At 31.4% G+C, this 21994-nt stretch carries 17 protein-coding genes; 6 read left to right on the forward strand and 11 right to left on the reverse strand.

Features of this window, described 5'->3' with window-relative positions:
- Positions 1 to 111: 111 nt before the first annotated feature.
- Positions 112 to 3036 carry a TonB-dependent receptor gene (locus Q1B37_RS04745; RefSeq protein ID WP_299896042.1) on the reverse strand — a complete coding sequence of 975 codons (2925 nt, stop codon included), beginning with the start codon at positions 3034 to 3036 and terminating at the stop codon, positions 112 to 114.
- A gap of 678 nt (positions 3037 to 3714) precedes the next feature.
- On the opposite strand from Q1B37_RS04745, the gene Q1B37_RS04750 reads away from it, so the two are divergent.
- Both Q1B37_RS04750 and Q1B37_RS04755 read left to right on the forward strand, forming a co-directional pair.
- Complete coding sequence (locus tag Q1B37_RS04750) at positions 3715 to 5661, forward strand: polysaccharide lyase family 7 protein (protein WP_299896045.1); 1947 nt, start codon at positions 3715 to 3717, stop codon at positions 5659 to 5661.
- Between the two features lie 284 nt (positions 5662 to 5945).
- Positions 5946 to 7304 (forward strand): RICIN domain-containing protein, encoded by a 1359-nt coding sequence (locus Q1B37_RS04755; RefSeq protein WP_299896048.1) that lies wholly within the window; start codon positions 5946 to 5948, stop codon positions 7302 to 7304.
- Between the two features lie 82 nt (positions 7305 to 7386).
- Here Q1B37_RS04755 and Q1B37_RS04760 read toward each other — a convergent pair whose 3' ends face one another.
- Positions 7387 to 7938 (reverse strand): hypothetical protein, encoded by a 552-nt coding sequence (locus tag Q1B37_RS04760; protein ID WP_299896051.1) that lies wholly within the window; start codon positions 7936 to 7938, stop codon positions 7387 to 7389.
- A gap of 216 nt (positions 7939 to 8154) precedes the next feature.
- Between Q1B37_RS04760 and ychF the strand changes: the two genes are divergently transcribed.
- The 3 genes from ychF (at position 8155) to Q1B37_RS04775 (ending at position 12612) form a co-directional block, all read left to right on the forward strand.
- Positions 8155 to 9249, forward strand: coding sequence for a redox-regulated ATPase YchF (ychF, locus tag Q1B37_RS04765; RefSeq protein ID WP_299602046.1), 1095 nt, complete (start codon positions 8155 to 8157; stop codon positions 9247 to 9249).
- A 127-nt stretch (positions 9250 to 9376) separates the two neighbouring features.
- Entirely contained in the window at positions 9377 to 10276 is a 900-nt protein-coding gene (locus tag Q1B37_RS04770) for a DMT family transporter (protein ID WP_299896053.1), read from the forward strand.
- Positions 10277 to 10422: 146 nt separating this feature from the next.
- Entirely contained in the window at positions 10423 to 12612 is a 2190-nt protein-coding gene (locus Q1B37_RS04775) for a response regulator (protein WP_299896056.1), read from the forward strand.
- A 220-nt stretch (positions 12613 to 12832) separates the two neighbouring features.
- Here the strand turns inward: Q1B37_RS04775 and Q1B37_RS04780 are convergent, their stop codons facing one another.
- The 9 genes from Q1B37_RS04780 to Q1B37_RS04820 all read right to left on the reverse strand — a co-directional run bounded on the left by Q1B37_RS04780 (position 12833) and on the right by Q1B37_RS04820 (position 19963).
- A complete protein-coding gene (locus tag Q1B37_RS04780) occupies positions 12833 to 13318 on the reverse strand; it encodes a hypothetical protein (protein WP_299896059.1) in 486 nt (161 codons plus the stop codon).
- Between the two features lie 140 nt (positions 13319 to 13458).
- The gene (locus Q1B37_RS04785; RefSeq protein WP_299896062.1) at positions 13459 to 15651 is read right to left on the reverse strand and encodes a peptidase domain-containing ABC transporter; all 2193 of its coding nucleotides are present in this window, start codon (positions 15649 to 15651) and stop codon (positions 13459 to 13461) included.
- A 101-nt stretch (positions 15652 to 15752) separates the two neighbouring features.
- The gene (locus Q1B37_RS04790; RefSeq protein WP_299896064.1) at positions 15753 to 16283 is read right to left on the reverse strand and encodes a redoxin domain-containing protein; all 531 of its coding nucleotides are present in this window, start codon (positions 16281 to 16283) and stop codon (positions 15753 to 15755) included.
- Positions 16284 to 16471: 188 nt separating this feature from the next.
- Positions 16472 to 17095 (reverse strand): hypothetical protein, encoded by a 624-nt coding sequence (locus Q1B37_RS04795; protein WP_299896067.1) that lies wholly within the window; start codon positions 17093 to 17095, stop codon positions 16472 to 16474.
- 162 nt (positions 17096 to 17257) lie between these two features.
- Complete coding sequence (locus Q1B37_RS04800; RefSeq protein WP_299896069.1) at positions 17258 to 17416, reverse strand: hypothetical protein; 159 nt, start codon at positions 17414 to 17416, stop codon at positions 17258 to 17260.
- A 237-nt stretch (positions 17417 to 17653) separates the two neighbouring features.
- Entirely contained in the window at positions 17654 to 17836 is a 183-nt protein-coding gene (locus Q1B37_RS04805) for a hypothetical protein (protein ID WP_299896072.1), read from the reverse strand.
- Positions 17837 to 17848: 12 nt separating this feature from the next.
- Complete coding sequence (locus Q1B37_RS04810) at positions 17849 to 18031, reverse strand: hypothetical protein (protein ID WP_299896074.1); 183 nt, start codon at positions 18029 to 18031, stop codon at positions 17849 to 17851.
- Between the two features lie 365 nt (positions 18032 to 18396).
- Entirely contained in the window at positions 18397 to 18969 is a 573-nt protein-coding gene (locus Q1B37_RS04815) for a sigma-70 family RNA polymerase sigma factor (RefSeq protein WP_299896076.1), read from the reverse strand.
- A gap of 508 nt (positions 18970 to 19477) precedes the next feature.
- Positions 19478 to 19963 carry a hypothetical protein gene (locus tag Q1B37_RS04820; RefSeq protein WP_299896079.1) on the reverse strand — a complete coding sequence of 162 codons (486 nt, stop codon included), beginning with the start codon at positions 19961 to 19963 and terminating at the stop codon, positions 19478 to 19480.
- Between the two features lie 309 nt (positions 19964 to 20272).
- Here Q1B37_RS04820 and Q1B37_RS04825 point away from each other — a divergent pair, with 309 nt between their 5' ends.
- Complete coding sequence (locus tag Q1B37_RS04825; RefSeq protein ID WP_299896081.1) at positions 20273 to 21970, forward strand: AraC family transcriptional regulator; 1698 nt, start codon at positions 20273 to 20275, stop codon at positions 21968 to 21970.
- The last annotated feature ends 24 nt before the right edge of the window (positions 21971 to 21994 follow it).

Below are 21994 nucleotides of genomic sequence, written 5' to 3' on the forward strand. Positions count from 1 at the left end.
GATAATTTTATTACTGAAGTAAATGAAAACCTTAGAGAAAAATTTCTCTAAGGTTTTTAAAATTATAGGTATTCAAAATTTATCAATAAGAGATAGATTTTTGAACACGATTTAGAATTTATAATTCAAAGACAAATTGAACAGGGTTCCAAGCTGACTGAAGTGATAACCATCATATGACATTTGTGAATATCTTCCGTTAAATGTAATAAGGTTAAAAGCTGTTTTCTCAGCATCTGGATCATTTAATACAGCATCTCCTGTGGGAGTTAATGATTTAAATTCCCATTCTGGTAGTACATTTAAAATGTTATTAATGTTTAGTGCTACTGTAATATTATCTGTAGCGTTATAATTAATACCAAGATCTGTAACTATTTTTGTTTTAAATTCAACGCTTAAATCAGAACCACCATCACTATCAGCAGGATCACCACCTACTAAAGATTCTAGATCCTGTAATCCTTGATTTCTAAATTTAGTTGGACCGAATAGCGTATTATTTAAAGAGAAATTAAATTTTCCAATATCATAGTTAGCACCAAGAATGGCTTTAAATTCTGGACGCGAAGTAAAGAATAGCGCTTCTTGGGTATCATTTACAACGGATTGACCTGCATCAGCTACCAATGTTGGGTTGTTTACAGCACCATCTCTTTCATTTTGAATCACGTAATTTCCCGATAAACTAAAATTAAGTTTTCCAGGACCAATACCGATATTTCTATAATTAGCAACAACGTCGATTCCAGAAGTTCTGGTATCGATTGCATTTACAAAGAAACTAACATCAGATAGATTATTATTTTGTAATACGTCATCCAATGGTGTATTTCCTGCATCTGTAGCTCCAATTTCGGTACTCAGAACTATACGATCATCCACTTGTATGTTATAATAATCTACAGTTACATTGATGTTCTTATTGATCTTTGCGCCGAAACCTATGGTAAAGTTTGTAGACTCCTCAGCATCTAATTGAGGGATTGATAAAAGTCTGGCTTGCGGAGAAACATTATTAATTAATCCTCCAACCTGAATTCCCTGACCTGGAATGAAACTGAATTGAGCTCTCTGTGTATAAATTTGATGTAGCGTAGGAGCTCGGAAACCTGTAGATAAAGATGCTCTTACTGTAAATTTATCTTCTAAGAACTTATAACGACTACTAATTTTCCAAACAAAGGCTTCTCCAAAATCACTATAGTCCTCTAAACGAATTGTTCCATTTACCAAGAAATCTTCAGTAATATCAGCAGAGATGTCGAGATATCCACCAAAGTTATAACGGTTAAATTTTCCAGAATTTTCAGGTCTGTTTCCCGCAAAAGAATCGGCTCCACCACCATCATAAGAAGCAAGATCTCCTTCAATAATTTCGAATGTTTCTGTTCTAAATTCTGCTCCAACACCAATACTAATTTGATCAGTAATGAGTTTAGCAATATCTATATTACCTACACTATGTGTAAACTTTGTTCCTCCTGGATCAAAGGATATCGGACTATTTTCTTGATATAATTCAGATCCTTCCGTGATTTCTCCTGGATCTACAACTCCGTTATCGTTTGCATCCACCCAAGTTGATGGTGATAAAACAGAATTACGGTTATGAGAATTATTTACGCTATAATCTTGAGAATTACCTCCAGTAGTGTAGCTTAGATCAAAGTTCCAACCATTCTTTTTGGTTTTAAATCCTATAGTAGCATTGTAATCATTTAAATCTCCTTCGAATGTTGGAAGATATCCTATATATTCTCCATTAGAACCATTTGGAAAGAAATCATTAAGGTAAGAGAAGAAGTCAACACCATCTACATCATCTGGGTTGAATGCTTCTGCACGTCTCCAATAGGGAGTTCTATAATTCGCAAAACTGTTTACCTTTTTATATACATAGGCAGCATTCATATATATATTAGTGTTCTCATTAATGTCATACCCTCCATTCACTAAGAATTTTGCAGCAGATGTTTCGGGAGATCCATTGATATTTCCAGCATCAGGAAACTGACTTAAAAAGTTGTCTACAGAAGTTCGTCCTAAGGTATTTCCAATAGCTATATTTGCCGCGTCTGGTTTAGGGGTTCCATCAGGAAGATTTGGATCTACAAATACAAAATCATTAAATTCTCCATCAGCATCAACTGTTCCCGGACGATTGGCTAAGTTTACTTTAGAAAAATCTACAGTATAATTAAAAAAGCCTTTATTATCTCCGATAGTAGCTCCATTATTTAAACTGATACCGATCGTTTCTCCATCTCCTTCGGATGTTATACCGGTTCTTAAAGTAGCAGAACCATCATTAGGATTGTCTTTTAGAATAATATTCATAACTCCTGCAATCGCATCCGAACCATATTGTGCAGAAGCACCGTCCCTTAATATTTCTACTCGTTTAATTGCATCTGTTGGTATTGCAGAAATATCAGAACCTGTTTCTCCTCGACCAGGAGAAGTCTGAGTATATAAAAGAGCACTCAGGTTTTTACGCTTTCCGTTGATAAGAATCAATGTCCTACTTGGTCCCATATTTCTTATTTCATAAGGGTCTAATAATGAAGTTGCATCGTTAACTGGAGTTTGAACCGTGTTAAATGATGGAATCTTATATTGGAGGGCTTTGTCAAAAGTTACCTGACCAGTAGATGCTAGCTCTTTAGATGCTAAAACATCAATAGGTAATGATGAAGTAGTGTTACTTCTTGGCAATGCTCGAGAACCAACTAGCAATACTTCGTCTAATTCAGAACCACTGGATAAAGTTACATTAATAGTAGACTGGTTGTTTATGGGCACTTCTTTAGATCCAAAACCTACGAAACTATAAACTAAAACCCCGTCAGGATTTACTTCTATAGTGTAAGTTCCATTAAAATCAGTAATGACCCCATTGTTTGTTCCTTTTTCAAGGATGTTAACTCCAGGTAAGGGAGTGCCATCTGTATCGGTTACAGTACCTGTTACTTGAAGTTGAGAAAAAGAAATGCTGGCATACAGCATCCCTAAGATGAGTGTGAGCTTTTTCATGTAAATAATAATTAAATTGGTAAAAATAAAGATAGTAATAAATCAATATTAACAAAGGATATCGCCTTTAATTAAATTTTTTTTAGGGGGATTTTTTCTCTTCCAATTTCTCTGAGATAGGTTAAATAGATAAATCTTTAATTTTTTAAGTTTTATTTAGAATTAATACTAGTTTTTAGCAGTTTATTTTTAGATTTTGGTTTTTTGATTTGTTAATAAAAACATTATAAAAATTAGTACAAATCTGGATTTACAGGAAAGAAAAGTTAGTGAAAGAACAGTGATTTTAAAGATTAGTTGTTTACTGTTTTATTTTTTGGAGTTTTTTTAAACAATATGTACAAACGAATACTATCTGAATAATTACGAATACTATTTTTTAGCACGCATATAGATGTTACGGTTAAAACTTTAATAAAGTACTTGTTATTTTCACTTTCAAAACCTGATTATAGGTTTTGGCGATTAAGTACCTACTGTTTTGTTTATTTTAACAAAGTATCTGAGGTATGTTAATCTTTTAATAATAAAGGGAATTTTCCCATTTTAAATTAGGAATACTTCTTTTCTGGAGGGTATTATTGCAAATAAATTGGTTGACCAATTACGATATTGGATAACCAATTTATTTTTATTTATAATTTAAAAACGTAAACATTTTAAAAACAATCATTTACAATGAAACTAACATTTATTATTAGAAAAAGGTCTCTTTTTTCGTTATTTATTGCAATATTATTTTTTCCAATAGTAAGCTGTACAAATGAAGAATTTGACAGCGAGCTACTGGAAACTATTAAAGGTGATTCGGAAATTAAGGTTTCCATACCAATTCAAAACCCTGGATTCGAACTTGGAGAAGTTAATTGGGGAGATTCTGAAAATTATGCTATCTCAAGTGATAGAAATTCAGGGATAAAATCCGGAAAAGTAACGAGTTCATCTGGCAAAATAGAACAAACGGTTGATGTAAGTCAAAATACAGACTATATCCTTAAAGCTTGGGTTAACGGAGATGGCGAACTTTCTGTAGGTGGACAATCAATTGATTTTGATACAAACGATTTTGAAGAGATTGCTATTAACTTTAACAGTGGTAGTAATTCTTCAGTGACTATATTAGGAATAAGAAATAGTGGAGATGTCCGTTTTGATGATTTTACACTTAAAAGTACTTTGATAGATGGGCCAGTAGCTACAGGTCAGATAGTACCAATTAGTATTTCTGCCAATGGAAATCAAATTGGATATGGACCAGAAAATACGGTTGATGGTATCGTTGAAAATACGGAATCAAGATGGTCATCCAATGGGTATAAAGGTAAATATATTACCTATGATTTAGGTGCTATTAAAACAGTATCAAGTTTAAAAATAGCTTGGTTTAAAGGAGATGAAAGAGAAGCATATTTTCAAATTAGAGTGGGTAATTCTACATCTTCTTTACAAACTGTATATAATGCAAAAACTACGGGAAGTAGTGGGGCAACAGAAGGGTTAGAAACTTTTGATTTTGATGATGTTGACGCTAGATACGTAAGAATATCTAGTTTTGGTAATTCTAAAAATAGCTGGAATAGTATTATTGAAACGGAAATTTATGGAAAAGAAGAGGACGGAAACGATGATACAATTCCTCCTGGACCAGTATCGGAGTTAAATGCGGTAGCTAGAAATGGTTCTGTAGTTTTAAATTGGAATAATCCTCAAGATTCTGATTTCAATAGTGTACGAATTACTTATGATGGTGGTGAGGTAATTTCTTTTGGAGAAAGTGCTACGATTAATAACTTGAGTAACGGCACTTCTTATTCATTTACTGTAGTCGCGGTAGATAATTCTGGTAATGTTTCTGCCAGTAAAGTTATAAATGCAACACCGCAAGGTCCACCACCAGGAGGCTCAGCAGCTAGTATTATCGGACCAGGATGGAAATTAAATGGATTTTCTGGTTTTCTAGCAATTGGTAGTAGTGATAATGGATTGGATTATGCAGATAATGCAAGTAAAAATGAAAGTCACTTTTTCTTTGAGAAAGATGGATATGCAGCATTTAGGTGTTATCCAGGGAATCCAACATCTGGAGGATCTAGTAACCCGCGATCTGAGTTAAGAGAAGTGATAAACGGTGGAGATGGTTATTGGAACGGGAATACAAATACTGAGCATTCTATGAAGTGGAGATTTAAAGTAGAAAATTTACCGCCTTCTGGGAAATTAGCTTTTGGTCAAATCCATGAAAGAGACGATTTTTATGATGATGTTATAAGAGTTCAAGTGCAAGGAGATGCAGGACAGAGTTCAGGAGAAGTGGATTTGAGAATACTTGGATATGTAACAGAAAAAGTTGAGGATCGTGAAGGAAGAACAATTGATTTTGATATGCGTTTGGATACTGAGTATTATTTTGAACTAACCATGAGTAATGGAGTTGTTACTTTATATAACCTAGATAATAATGGAAATCGAATTGAAGAGTTATTTCAATCTATAGATATCGGTAATGCTAATGAAAACTATTTTAAAGCTGGTTGTTATTTACAATCTACAAGTAGTAGTCATGATGGGTCTAGCGATTACGGTCAGGTATTGGTCAAAGATTTATTAGTATCACCAGATAACTAATTTTATTTATGGTGCTCTTTCCCTTTTTTGTTGATTGTTTTAATCTTACGCGATAAGTGTGGCAATATGATATTATGTTTTTTGTTTCGTAAAATATGTACACATGGTATTTATTTAGTTAATATTTTAGTAATACTTAAAATAAGTTATATATTTTTTTACGAAATCGTTTGAGTTGGTATAATTATTCGCTAATATTGCAATAACTAAATTGGTTGACCAATTATTTTTTTGGGTAACCAAAATTTTAACACAAATTCTATCAACAATTCAAAACAATCATTATGAAAACATTTTGTGAAAAAAGGGAAGTGTATCATTTACACTATTTGTTTAGATCTTTACTAGTTTTTATGCTAGTGTTAACAGGAGTTTCTTGCGAGAATGAGGAATTCATTGATGCTGATGATTCGCTTATCAAAGATGAGGGATTAGATACTAAAGCTACTCCAGTAGTAGGGAAGATTTATACAATAAAAAACTTGAATAATGGACGCACTCTTGATATTGCTGGAAAAAGCAATAATAATGGCGCGAATTTACAGGTTTGGGGAACAGATGCTAATACTTCTGGAACTCACAGACAATGGGAGATACTATCAGTTGGCAATGGTTATGTAAGATTCAAAGGTGTAGATAGCGGTAAATCATTAGAAGTTGCAGGAGGAAGTAACTCTAATGGAGCTAACGTGCAACAATGGGCTTATCAAGGAACAACGCATCAACAATGGCAAATTATTTCTGTAGGAAATGGATATTTTAGAATTAAAAGTAGAGATAGTGGAAAAAGCTTAAGAGTTACTGGTAGTTCTAATGGTAGTAATGTAGATCAGTATGCATATAACGGATCAAATAATCAGAAATGGTTTTTTACGGAAGTTGGAGGTACAATAGATCCACCGCCACCGCCTCCTCCAGGAAATACAGCAGCAGCAATTATTGGAAATGGATGGAAGCTTAATGGTTTTAGTGGTAATCTAAATGTAGGAAGCAACGATAATGGATTGAATTATGCAGATAATGCCAGTAAAGCAGAAAGTCATTTCTTTTTTGAGAAGGATGGATTTGCAGCTTTTAGATGTTATCCTGGTAATCCAACATCTGGAGGATCTTCTAATCCAAGATCAGAACTTAGAGAAGTCATAAATGGAGGAGACAATTATTGGAATGGTAATACAAATACAGAACATTCTATGAAATGGAGATTTAAAATAGAAGATTTACCACCGTCTGGTAAATTAGCTTTTGGTCAGATTCACGAACGTGATGATTTCTATGATGATGTAATTAGGGTTCAAGTACAAGGAAGTTCTGGACAAAATTCTGGGTCAGTGGATTTAAGAATTTTGGGATATGTAACCGAAGAGATTGAAGGAAGCGGAAGAACTATCAATTTTAATATGCAGATGGATACTGAGTATTATTTCGAGTTAACTATGAGGAATGGTGTGGTTAGGCTGTACAATTTAAATAACAATGGTAATAGAATAGAGGAACTATTTGAATCTGTTGATATTGGAAATGCTAATGAAAATTATTTTAAAGCAGGTTGTTATTTGCAATCTACTAGTAGTAGTCATGAAAGTTCTAATGTATATGGTCAAGTACTAATTAGAGACTTGGTTGTATCTCCTGATAACTAAGGTAAAGATTAAGACTAAAAAAAAGATCGTCTAAATATTAATTTAGGCGATCTTTTTATATTTATGATTTCTGAATAATAATTTATTTCAGTTTATAGCTTGTAGATACAATAGAATCGGATGCAGAATCATAAGTCTCTAAAATCAGGTTTTTCGCATCGTCAAAATGCCCTAAACAATTATTGTCTTTTGCAAAATTCACCAAATAATAACCGTTAGATAAGGGACGAGCTTTCAACATTTTTTCTCCGTTTTCGTCAATTATTGTAAAGATGTAACCAGAACCATTTGGAATACTACTATATAATTTCTCAGAGGATGTCTTACCCGCATTTTTTATCGAAACGGTCTGAGGAGAATATACAGCAGTTCTATTTGTATCCTCATCTTCTTCATCTGGATTCAATTTTAGTTCACTCTTTTTAGTAATTATCTGTTGCTCGGTAATAACTTTTTCTTCTCCATTAGCACCTTTTATACGTATCGTTTTTGTGACAATTTCTTCAGAAGAGTTTTCTTTGGGTTTAGTTTCTGCAGTTTCTTCTTTTTTCTCCTTTTTATCTTCAGATTGTGTGTATCCAATAAAAACTGAAAATAAAAGTATCAATAATGTTACTTTCTTATATACTTTCATAGGTTAATCATTTAGTGAGTTAAAAATACAAAAAGTTCAAAACTTTTGATTACCGTATTTTTTATTAAAAATTTCGCTTTGGCGTTAGTAGCTATTATTTCACGATTATTTTGTGAGAATCTATTTCTTTAGTATTTGTTTACTATGCTTTAATACCATTATCTTTGCACACTTAAAAATTTGAACAAATACTTTTGTTCCTAGATAACGAAAAATATGAAAGCAGGAATAGTTGGATTACCTAACGTTGGGAAATCAACACTTTTTAATTGTTTGTCTAATGCAAAAGCACAAAGTGCTAATTTCCCTTTTTGTACTATAGAACCTAATATTGGAGTTGTAAATGTACCAGATCCAAGACTAAAAAAGCTTGAAGAGCTTGTCAATCCGGAAAAAGTGATACCAGCTACTGTAGAGATTGTAGATATTGCTGGATTGGTAAAAGGAGCAAGTAAAGGTGAAGGTCTAGGGAATCAGTTTTTAGGAAACATTAGAGAAACGGATGCTATAATTCATGTACTTCGTTGTTTTGATAATGATAATATTGTACACGTTGATGGTTCAATAGACCCTATAAGAGATAAAGAAACTATAGATATAGAGTTACAGCTAAAGGACTTAGAAACTTTAGAAAAGAAATTAGATAAAATAAAGCGTGCTGCAAAAACAGGTAATAAAGAGGCGCAAAAGGAAGAGTCTGTTCTTTTAGCATTAAAAGAAGGTTTAGAAGAAGGTAAATCTGTACGAGCTGTAGATGTTTCTGAAGATGATCATCTAGCGTATGTAAAACCTTTACAGTTTATAACTGATAAACCAGTATTATATGTTTGTAATGTCGATGAAGGAGCTGCAGTAGAGGGTAATGATCACGTAAAACGTGTAAAAGAAGCAGTGGCTTCTGAAAATGCTGAAGTAATTATTCTCGCAGTAGGAACAGAAGCGGATATCACAGAACTCGAAGATTACGAAGAAAGACAAATGTTTCTTCAAGATATGGGATTAGAAGAGCCTGGATCTTCTGTTTTAATTAGAGCAGCTTATAAATTACTAAATCAACAGACTTATTTTACTGCAGGTGTTAAAGAAGTAAGAGCTTGGACAATTCCAATAGGAGCTACTGCACCACAAGCGGCAGGAGTAATTCATACTGATTTCGAAAAAGGATTTATTCGTGCTGAAGTAATTAAATATGAAGATTATGTATCTTTTGGTAGCGAAGCTAAGGTAAAAGAGGCTGGAAAATTAGGGATAGAAGGTAAAGGATATGTGGTAAACGATGGAGATGTTATGCATTTTCTATTTAATGTATAGTTACATACTAAAACAAACAAAATAACCTTAATGAACCTCTTAGAAATTCTAAGAGGTTTTTTGTTGGACATCGTAATTCTATAAATCACTTTCAGAATTTAAAAACTATTGATTCTAATATTGCACCATGCAAAAATCTAAACAAGTTTCTATTGGTATCATCCTAGCAATAATTGGAGTAGTACTTTTTTCCGCGAAAGCGGTAATGGTAAAAATGGCGTATAAGTATCAGATTAGTTCAGAACATCTATTATTGTTTAGAATGTCTTTTTCTTTACCTATTTATTTAGCAATAGCTGTATTCTCAAAAACCAATAATCCAGAGAAAATAAAAAAGTCAGATTATATGTGGATCTTATTTTTTGGTTTTGTGGGCTATTATTTGGCGAGTTATTTTGACTTTTTAGGATTACAATATATCAAAGCGGGTTTAGAGCGTATTATTTTATTTATATACCCAACATTAGTATTGGTGATATCAAGAATTTTTCTAAAAAAGAAAATTTCTAAAAAACAATTAGTAGCTATTGGAATTACTTATATTGGTGTTATTATTACATTCTGGCAGGAACTTCAATTGGATACTCCTAATATTCATTTAGGGATTTTTCTTATTTTTTTAAGTGCATTAACATATGCTACATATCTTGTTGGAAGCGGTTGGTTGATACCTAAATTTGGTGTTGTAGTTTTTACTTCATACGCAATGATTGTTTCATCATTTTGTATTATAACCCAATACCTGCTTTTTGATAGGGGAGATGTTACCAGTTATCCAGGAGAAGTATATGTTTTAGGTATTTTCATGGCATTTTTTGCTACCGTTGTGCCTTCATATCTTATTTCGGCGGCAATTAGTCGCTTAGGAGCATCGAATGTTGCTATTATAGGAAGTTTAGGTCCTGTTTCTACAATTTTACTTGCATTTTTTATATTGGATGAGAACCTTTCTATATTACAGATTTTAGGTGCTACAATTGTAATTTTTGGAATTTATTTTACAACAAAAAAAGCAAAAAGCTCCTAGTCGTTATGAATTTATTTTTAATCTTAACAGCATAAAATCGCTAAACTTTATTCTTTTTTTAGTAAATTAACAAAGAAGAACGATCGTTTCTTTAAGTGCATCGGGAATATGTGGAGAAGCAATCATTTATCAAAAACTAACTAATTTTGAGGGGAAGGTCATTATTTTTTATCCTTTTATGGACTATTCCATGGTTCTCGTATTGTCAGGAAGAATCGAAATTTCCTGTTAATGATAGTTTACAATTTCTAATAGACACATCCAATAATTTAACTTTTGAGTATAAAGTCAAAGAATCGCTCGAGTACGCCATAAAAGCTGCTAATTATGCTCATGAATTAAATAATGATCACTATAAATCTGAAGCCTACTATCTTATGGCTTACAATTATCAAATAATTGTGGATTATAAAAATGCTGAAGAATATTATAGAAAGTCATTGCATTACGCAGAAAAAGCAGGTGATTCATTGTTAATTCTATGGAATAATAATGGATTGGGAAATGTTTTTTCGGATGGCTATAAAGATTTAGAAGCATCGTTGGTGTATTATGATAAAGCCACTGATTTAGGTAAGCGATTAAATAAACCTGAGGAGTATATGACTCCTATCATTAATTTAGCTTGGACTTATGTGGATGCTAAAGAATTTGATAAAGCTATTCCTTATATCGAAGAAGCCAATAAATTAGTAGTGGAAAATCGTGATATCGAAGGTTATTGTGAAGTGTATTATCTTAAAGGCAGGCTAGCTTTAAGTCAGAATGACTTTGAAAAGTCTGAAAAATTTTTCCAAGAAGCACTCAATATAGCAGAAAGGCATAATATGTTATTGGAAGAATCCTATATATATGAAGCTAGAGCAGAGATGTATGCTAAAAAAGGTGAATTAGGTAAAGCCTATGAAGATATCAAACGGTTTCAAGAATATAGAGATAAAGTTTACAATAAAGAAAAACTTAAACAAATAGAAATCGCAAGAGTAAGTTTTAATGTAGATGAATATGAAAGAGAATTACAAATAGCGAAAACAGAGAAAGAATATCAATCTCAACTTGCTAAGAACAATAGAACTCTTAATATTATTGCTGTTATTGGATTGATCTTTTTATTTGGGACTGCATTTTTCTTTTACGTTAGTTATAGGTCTAAGAAAAATTTAAGTGATGTATTAAAAGATAAAAATGTACAACTTATAGAAGCTAAGGCAGAGGCTGAAAAACTTACTCAAGTAAAATCACAGTTTATTTCTACAGTAAGTCATGAGTTAAGAACACCATTATACGGTGTGGTTGGTATCACCTCATTATTATTAGAAGATAAAGATGTTTTAGATAGGCATAAAAAGTTATTAGGTTCTTTAAAGTTTTCGGGAGATTATCTTCTAAATCTAATTAACAACGTACTTCAAATAAGTAAAATAGAATCTAATAAAGTAAAATTAGCTAAGACACCTACCAATCTTTTCAAACTATCACAAAACCTACTCAATTCATTTGAATATCAAGCAAAAAGTAAAGGTAATGAACTTATTTTAGAAGTACCTAACGAACTTCCAGAGTCCTTAAATGTAGATTCTTTGAGGTTATCAGAGATTTTAATAAACCTCATTGGTAATGCCTCGAAATTTACTGAAAATGGGAAGATTTGGTTACGTATTATTTTATTAAGTAAGAAAGAAAACTCGATTCATATCAGATATGAAGTAGAAGATAACGGTGTGGGTATTCCAGATGATAAAAAGGATTTTGTTTTTGAGAAATTTTCACAGGTAGATCGGGAATCTAATAATGTAGAAGGTACTGGGCTTGGGCTATCTATTGTAAAAAACCTTTTGGAAATGATGGATAGTAGCGTACATCTAGAAAGCAATGAAGGAAGAGGTACAAAGTTTTATTTTGATCTTACTCTAGAAATTTTAGAAGAAGGAGAGGAGCTTACTAATAATGAAATGAACAATGGAAAAGCCAAAGTGTACCGTAGAATATTGGTTGCAGAAGATAATAAGATTAATCAAATAGTTACTAAAAACTTATTAAGTCTAATTGGATATGATTGTGTCATTGTAGAAAATGGCTTTAATGCCATTCAAATGGTAAAGAAAGAAGATTTTGATTTAATACTTATGGATTTAAATATGCCTTACTTAAATGGTTCTGAGGCTACCAAACGAATACGAGAATTTGATCAGAAAACTCCTATCATCGCACTTACTGCTGCAGAATTAGGAGAAGTAAAAGAGGATTGTTTAGAAATAGGTATGAATGATTTAATTAATAAACCTCTTAATAAAAATGATTTAAGAGATATTATTGTTAAAAATTTACTGCCTTAATCATAAAAAACGTGAGATAGAATAAGAGCATTATACTATTGATAAAAAAATATTTTAGAGGTTTCGATAATTGTTATTTTGTTTCGGTTTGATCAAAATGACTTTTGATTAAAGTCGAATAATTAATTTTAGATAATTACTTTCACTTTATTTCAACTAGTAAAAATTAATATAGTTGAATTTTTATTTTACTTATGACAAATATGGTAAAGTAAGCAGGTTAATAATCTAGTATTAGTAATAGTCTATTTCTATTTTTTTTGTCTTTTTGTATAATTTTCTTATAGGTTAATAAAAATTCTTCTAGTATTTCTTGATGTAAAGTTTTTTCTAAACTTTCTAAAAGGTTTTTCTTAGTGAGTTTTACAAGTTCTAGTGGTGCATATTTTGTTCTGTAGTAATAGGTTGTAAATGGGTTAAGTTTGTTAATTCCCCTTTTGGTTTCTTTATAAATATGAATCCAATCATTGCAACCTTCAAACTCACAAAAGTTACCATTTGGTAAAATGGTAAATCCAAAAGGATCAATTTCTGATTCTTCATATAAATGGGTAGTCATTATTTTTTTTATTTGACTAGATCTTAAAGGACTTTTGGTATAAAACATTAATATTTCCATTCTTTGTAAAAGGTCAAAGACCTCTATTTTTTGCATACCTTCAAAATTACGCATGACTTTATATAAAAGTTGTTGTTCTTGTTTCATAGTTATTATATAAAGGTTAATCTATATAAAATATCACATTAGTGCTGTAAACAGATCTGTCAGGTTTTGTAAAACTATATTAGTATTCGAAAGGTTCACATACCAAGACAAGTTTGGTATTAACCTTCGGAGTCTTGTTTCTAATATAAACTTTGTAGTGATATATTCTTATGAAGTTCGTTCCAAAAATCGCTGTAAAAATTTTCAGATCTTAGTAATTCTTGGTGTGTTCCAGATATGCTTGTTTGTCCATTTTCTATTACACAAATTTGATCTGCTATTTTTGGTAATGAATGCAATCGATGCGAGATAAAAATGATTCCAATTTTATCCTTGATATCTTGTAAAAGTTTTAATGAGAATTGCTCCGTTTTTCTGTCCATAGCGGATGTATATTCATCGAGTATTAATAATTGAGGCTTTTTATATAGAACACGAGCTAACGCTATGATCTGTTTTTGACCTCCAGAAAGATTGATTCCATCTTCTCCTAAAATCGTAGTATATCCCTGTGGGAATTGTGCAATATAGATATCCAAACCATATGCCTCACAAAATTTTATAATATTTTCTGGTGTGTCTTCATTACCTAAAATAATATTGTCTAATACGGTACCATTGAATATCTCTATATCTTGCTCAATAACACCGATTATATTTCTCCATGAATCTAATCGAATTTGATCGAGAGAATATGTATCATTTATAACGATATCTCCGTGTTCTGGATGATAGAATTTCTGGATTATCTGTCCCAATGTACTTTTACCACTACCACTTTCCCCTACAATAGCAATACATTCTCCTTTTGATATTTTTAGTGAAATATTTTGAAACAAAGGACTTCTTCCAGCAAAACGAAATCGTACATCTTGGATAGACAAGGACTCAAAATTGTGTAAGTGAATATTTCCATCTTTTTCTTTTTCTATCGATGCAAATTCATACATTCTGTTAAAAGCAACTTTAGCTTCATTTAAAGGAATAGCTATTAACGCTATATTGGCTACAGATGGTAATAGCGAGCCAGCAACTCCAAGAATAGCCATTAATTCTCCTATTTGTAAGGTGTTGTAGTACACACTTAAAGTTGTATAGCTTAGAATTGCTATAAGGAAAAATACACTAAATGCATTAGAAAATAATGACAATCGGATATGAATTTTGCCTAAATCAAAAACACAATCTTGATAATGTCCATAGATTAGTTTGTTTAATTTCTGAAACAAGGTTTGTTTATTATTGTTTTTGATGGTTGCAATACCATTCATAGTGGAAATATAATTACTCTGACTATTTGCTCTGGATTGCATTACCTCTTTTTGGGAATTTATGATTTTAGTATTAAAACTATAGATAAGAATAAAATACAACGGAAGACTAACAGAAGCAATGAGCCCCACTTGCCACGAATAATAAAACAAGAAGCCAAGAGAAACAATGGAAACCAAAATGTTAACTACAAAATTATTGGCAACTAGCTGAATCACTTCTTGTACCCGTTGGGTATCATTAAGCCTAGAAACCAATTCTCCTATTTTCCTAGTATCAAAAAATGGTTTGGGTAATTGTAATAAAGCTCCATAAAAATCATTAATGATTCTATTGTTAAAATCCTTACTTTGTCTTAGTAAAAAATAAGATCTTAAAACAGTAAATCCACTTTTTACCAGTAACAAAAATGTAACCAAGGCAATTCCTGTGATCAATTTTGTATAGTCTTTGGTAGGTAAAATGTCATCGATTAGTTTTTGAGAAAAAACTGCCATAACCATACCTAATATTGCAGTTAATAACCCTAAGACAGCACTAAAAGCTAAAAGATTATAATCTTCTTTTAGCAATCTTATAAACCAAGCTTTTTTAGCTGTTTTATGTTGTTCTTGTTTTACAAAAGATGTGTTAGGCTCTAATGTTAGACAAGTTTTTGACTTCCAGATATTTTCTAATTCATCTTTAGTATAATAAAGGATTCCTTTTGCAGGATCACCAATTATAAACTTGTTATCTCTTGTACCATAGCATACAACATAATGCTGTAATCTATTATCTATAGTTACATGAAGAATCACTGGGGATGGATGGTCTATTAATGCTTGTATATCTGCCTCGCAACCTTGTGCAGTAAATCCTAATTGATTGGCACTTTGATATAATCCTAACAGGGTAGTACCCTGTTTGGTAGTACCACTTAGCTCTCTGAGTTTTTCTAGAGAGTGATCACCCTGATAAAACCGAATCAAAGATAATAGACAAGCTACTCCACAATCACTCTGATCATGTTGTAAGACCAATGTCTTCTCTAACTGTTTTTCTGTAAATTTTACTTGCATAATTTTTGTTTTTCGACACTGATAAAGTGCATAATACCATTTTAAAGTGTAAACCAAAATGGAAAAAATTGTGTCCTATAAGTTATTTGTGTGCTTATACTTTAATGGTTTGTTTTTGTAGATAAAAGAGCCAATAGTTTTTCCGATTTTACTTGTCCTTTTTGTCGTTTTACTAATTGTTGATTCTGATCATATATTAAAAGATAAGGAACTGAAGTAGCGTCAAAACGTTTGGCAAAATCATTTCGTGGATCAGATAAGAAAGTAATGTAATCATAAGTATGTAATTTATATTGTATAGAAAAATGAAGTATCTGTTCTGGATCCTCGTCAGATACAAAAATGAGTTGTGTATTTTTAAAAGAAGCCACATGCTGTTCTATCATAGTAGCTTCATGTTGGCAATAATCACATCCACTATTAAAGTAGATAAAAACAGTTGCCTTATCTGGATCTAAGTGATCCCTTGTAAAAGATTGTTTTTCTAGTGTCTGAAAAGAAAATTCAGGAATATGTTGCAAAGTTGTTTTAACTTCGGATTTATACTGTATTTTAGCATACATTTTATATCCTAAAAAGCATAACAACCCAAGCCCGAAAACAACAATGGTTGTTTTTAGAAATGTTTTCATCTGTTTATATTTTTATTGTTTTTTAATGGTTAGATTACTGGATTGTTGGATAGTTCGATGATTAGATTACAAGATAATTAGATGTTTGGATTCATTAGTTTTTCAATACTAATCACTCATAACTCATAATTCTGAATTCCCAATTCACATCTTTCTAACACCTAAAATCTAATCCCTAACACCTAACATCAGCTTACATTAAGTGTAAAAAACATGACAGCTACTACCCAAATAAGTAGTGCAGATCCATAACTACTGACTACAATTTTTAATGCTTTGTCTTTGGTAACTTTGATTTGCTTACTTAATAACCAAGCTAGTGTAATCCAATAAAACAGTTCGAATAGGTTCAGCGTCTGGAAAGGATAGACAAACCAGGTTTCTAATCCTTCTTGTCCTACTAGTGCAAGTGCTGACAATGGGTAAAAGCTTTGCACATCTTCTAGCGTATAGTCTTGCTGGAAAGCAAACCAACTTATTTTTATAATAGATACAACTACAAAGATAAATTCTGCTTTGGTAACGATGTTGAATAGCTTTTTGAAAGAGATATTTTTATCAAAGAAAAATGTACCCATCCACAAAACACTGCTGATTACACTAATCTTTATCAATAATAAAACAGGTAATAATGCATAAGAAATCCATTGCCATTTTTTATTAAAGCTTATAATATGCTGTATTTGATCATTGGATAACTGTTCTGATAAAGAATCATATAATAAGGCATCCGAATTTAAGACCCATTGGCTCAAAAAAGTCAATAAGAGTGTGATTCCTACCAATAGTAGAAACGTATATATATTTTTCATCTGTTCTTTATTTTTTAATTAGGATCCAATGGAATCTACCATTGAATTTTAGTTGGATATTATATATTTTATAGAAATTCACAAAAGATTATTATGAATCCGATAAAATAGTAAATATGAAATGTATTTATATCTGCAATTTTATATGACTACGAGTAAGCATCATTTACTTTTTATTGGTTTTACAAGAAATATCATGGTAACTCCAAATAATAGATAAAGTCCTCCTTTTATAAATTTATGTGGCGAAATAATATCTACTAGATCAGCAAGAATTAGCATTAATGCAGTGATTAAGGAAAATAAAATAATCTTCTTCAATTCTTTCTCAGTTTTTTCACCAATTCAAATACAATATAACACACATAAAAGATGATGACTAGATACTGTATCCAATGATCTTCGAAGCTTTTATTTTCACTCTTATATAATTGATAACTTGCTCTACTTACTATAAAAAGTAATATTAGTTGATAAAATAGAAACGGAATTAGCTTTTCTTTTTTCATAAAAAAAATTTGACCTTCCCTTGTTTGAAAAGGGAAGGTAATTTACAAATTAATGAGATGTTACATAATTATAACAAGATAAAATTGGAATAGCTCTACCAAATATTCTAGCAACTCCATTAGATATAGGCATGAATATAGCTGCACCACAGGTTAATCCTGCTATAAATGCATCTTCTGTCTCTCCTGATCCTGATATACTCTGTAATTTGTTTATACTTAATTTTTTCATTGTATATTTTTTTTAATTTTCATTCGTTCTTTCATCGCTTAATAAACAAGCACTGACTCCCAATAAAGCAACTGGTCCTATAACTGCAAAACCTAGTACAGCTGTTGCCAATCCAAAACCACACGCAAATGCTGCTCCTGGTGAAACATCTCCACCTTGAAGATTTTCCATTGTATTTAATTCTAAATTTCTCATAAAATATAATTTTAATTTTAGTACCTACTCTATGATTAAAGGCTTTTCGGTTTCCGCCTTGTCCGTTGCGCAACGGTTTATTTTAGATTTTTAGATTGTTCGATCTTTGGATGATTAGATTATTAGCTTTTCAATAGTAATCACTCATCATTTCTAATTCTTAACTCCTTAACTTCCGCCATCCGTCCTCTGTCTCCCAGCACCTAACCCCTAACATCCTTACCACTCATTTTTCATTTATTATTTGGGTTTTCAGGTATCATTTTTCTCACTACTCACTACTCTGTACTCACTTCTCAATACTCACCACTTTCACCTCACACCTCACACCCGACATCCAACTTCTAAAACCTCATACCTAGTACCTAACCCACCACCAACTCTACATATACAGGATCATTTTGTATCATTTGGGTTAATCGTTCTTTATGAATATGTTTTTTTTTGCGAGTGTAGCCTTCTGATAGTCCGAAGCGACTAGCGATTTCCTTCATACTTTTTCCTTCAAAAAATAATTGCAGTAGTTGTTTACTTTGGCTACTTAATCGTGTAAAATGTTTATAAAACAGGTCCTGTTCATCGGCTCTTGTTATTTGTTCTATAACAGATTCCGAAGGATCTAATGTATAGTTTTCATGAAGTTCCTGAAATGCTAATATGTGCTGTCTACGCCACTGGTTTCTCCATTTGTTTTTGCAAATCCCAATAAAATAGGTGTGAATAGAGGACTCCAAAGAAGCCAAGCTACCAGAGCGAGCTTTGTGATATAACAATACCATCGCTTCCTGAAAAATATCTTCTACATCTTCGATAGTACCTTGATAGCGTAGAATATACTTTTTTACCGCTGGTAAGTCTTTTTTATAAAATGATTTTAGCACTTGGTGATCCCCTGTGATAATCCCTGCTATGATATGTTTGTTTGTTGTTGAGTTCATGTTTTCCTATACTTTGTTTGTCACACCAATTCTTTCAGAGTGTTTTTTCATACTCCGAGTGACATTATGTTGTTGTGTTTATGTAATTGTATGTTGTACCACATGCGAATGCATCCTATTTCTATGTTACTTTCCTAGGTACTATTCACTTTTTCATTTATACTGTTACATTTTTATATACCCCATCTGCCTAAGGGGTGTACCCCATGGCTAACTGTTTTTAAGGATTGAATTACTATTTATAAGAATCGTTTTACTGGGTATCACCCTTGTAGCAAGCACTTCTAAGGATCGATTTGATATTTATAAGCGGTATTCGATGGCTTATAAGTCTCGATGTACGGGTTATCAACCCTATTTCTTGGGGTTCGTACTAGTAATCTAATCCTTCGAAATAGTATGTTGATCCTTCGAAGTGCTCATAGGAGGGGTAACAACTATTGATATCTTCCTTATGAGTAGTATGGCAAGTGATTTATTGGCTAACTCACCAGCGCTATGTATGGTGTTAAGAGGTTGTATCCGTGGTATCAATACTGGATGTCGTCTTATTAAACAACACCTTCATATCTTCATATACCGATTTGGCACCCGGTTCATTTTCACCGGCTAGATAACGACTCATGCGATAAAAGCTTAGCGCATTGGTATAATTATCATGATCTAAGAGGGTTTTGGTATCTACCAGTTGTTGGGTTAGATTTTCTAGGAGTTGTACTCTGTTTTCTACTTGTGTACGTGCCAGGTAGTCTTTGTCAAACTCTTCTTTGTCGATAAAACTAGGAATCCAATTAGGATGTTGCTCCATATAGTTTTTGGCTTTGTCTACAATTAGTTTGTTCTGATTGGCAATACGCCCGTATTGTCTGCGCTGATCAGGAGTAAGGTTTACTGTTTTACCAGTAAGTATCTGGCGAATACCCAGTAAATGCCCATCTAGCTGAGTTAATTCTTCTTCTGTAAAGCTAATGCTTATTAAATTTTCTAATGCCATGAATGTTATTGTTTTTAGCGATTACGTAAATACGTAATGTTCTTTTTTTGTTTTATATTACTTTTGCAAAAGTTTAAAATAATTTGATCGTTTTGATCGAGACAAATATATATTGGAGATTTATGTTAGTGCAAGAAGAGATGATCGCAATTCATGAATTCTTAAGTGATAATTCATGAATTCAGATTGGGTTAATACTCTACTGCTAATATTTAAGTAACTGAAAAAGAAGTGTTTGTTTTGGTAAACGGGATTTTTTAATTTATTATGATAACCAAAATCTACAATAAGCAACTAAATACTTTATACATGAGGTTTCTAACGTTTATCTTAATCATATTTCTCAGTACGGTACCTTCTCAAGTATTAAGTCAGACTGAAAACTTTATTATTACTGATTCTCTGAAGCAAAAAAGCTTTGATGATTTAGAAAAAAGCTTCTTTACAAGTTTAAAAGATTCCATTAGTTCTCAGGCTTATGCGTTAACTATTATTTCTAAAGGAAAAACAGAAAAAGATACGATACAAATTCTTAAAGGGTATTCATTTTTATCATACCTTAATTCTTCTAAAAAAATATATCTTTCTTACGCTGATAGTATCATAAAAATTGCTAAAAATACAAACAACTCTGGATATTTAAGTTTGGGATATTCTAATAAAGCAGAATATTACTTTAATAAAAGAAATTATCAAAAATCTTTAGATAATTACTTGATTGCAAAAAAATATATCAGTAGAGGAGTAAGAATGGATCTTATTATTGATACTAATATAGGGTTATTAAAAAGTAGATTAGGTCAACATAATGATGCTTTGGAAATCTTTAAAAAATTTTGGAATAAATCTTTAAAAGAGAACTATAAAGAGACTGATCCAGATAATTATCTAAAAAGTTTGTTTTCATTGGCATATACTTATAATAGAGTAAAAAAATATGATTCAGCATCTTATTATAATAAATTGGGTTTAAATGAATCATTGAATCTAAAAAACAAATTTGAATATTATCATTTTGTATTAAGCGAAGCTGTAAACGACTTCGATCTACAAAAATATTCAATTTCCAATGATAGTATTCAGGAAGTTTTACATAATATTCATCATTTGGATAAGGCTAACCAAATTGTAGTTTATTTCTACAAGGGAAAAGTATCTTTAAAACTAAAAAAATATGAAGAAGCAGTTCAAAACTTTAAGCGAGTCGATTCCTTATATAATGAAATACATGATTTAATTCCTGAGGCAAGAGAAGCTTATGTATATTTAATACAACACTATAAAAAAAATAAGGATAGTAAAAATCAGTTATATTTTATAGAACAGTTACTCAGTGTGGATAGTATTTTAAATACTAATTATAGATATCTGAGTAAAAAGATTAATAAAGAATATGATACTCCTCAATTGATAGAGGATAAGAAACTTATAATTAAAGGATTAGAAAATAAAAACAAAAGCTTCTCTGTAGGGATATATTTAGTTTCATTACTTTTTTTAATTAGTTTATTTGGTTTGGGTTATTATTTTATTAGACAGAAAAAATTACAAAAACGTTTTCAAAAGATAATTTCTCAAAAAGAAGAACAAAAGCAGAATGCTAAGTCTATTGTTAAAGATTCTAATAAGTCTATAGGTATTTCAGCGGAAGTGATAGATACTATTTTAGAAATGCTTGAAAAATTTGAAGCTAAAGAAGAATACCTACAAAAGAAAACTACTATTAATGCATTATCAAAAAAGTTCAATACCAATCCTAATTATTTATCTAAAGTAATTAACACATATAAGAAAAAGAGTTTTAGTAATTATATAAACGAACTTCGAATTAATTATGTTATTAAAAAACTAAAAACGGATACCAAGTTTAGAAAATACACCATGAAAGCGATTGCAACTGAGATAGGGTTTAATACGACTGAGGCCTTTTCTAGGTCGTTTCATAAGCAGGTTGGGTTGTATCCTTCTTATTTTATAAAAGAATTAGAAAAACAGGAGGGGTTGTAATTATCAGTAATTAAGTGTTTTACA

This window comes from uncultured Aquimarina sp. (assembly GCF_947492965.1).
Classification (GTDB): domain Bacteria; phylum Bacteroidota; class Bacteroidia; order Flavobacteriales; family Flavobacteriaceae; genus Aquimarina.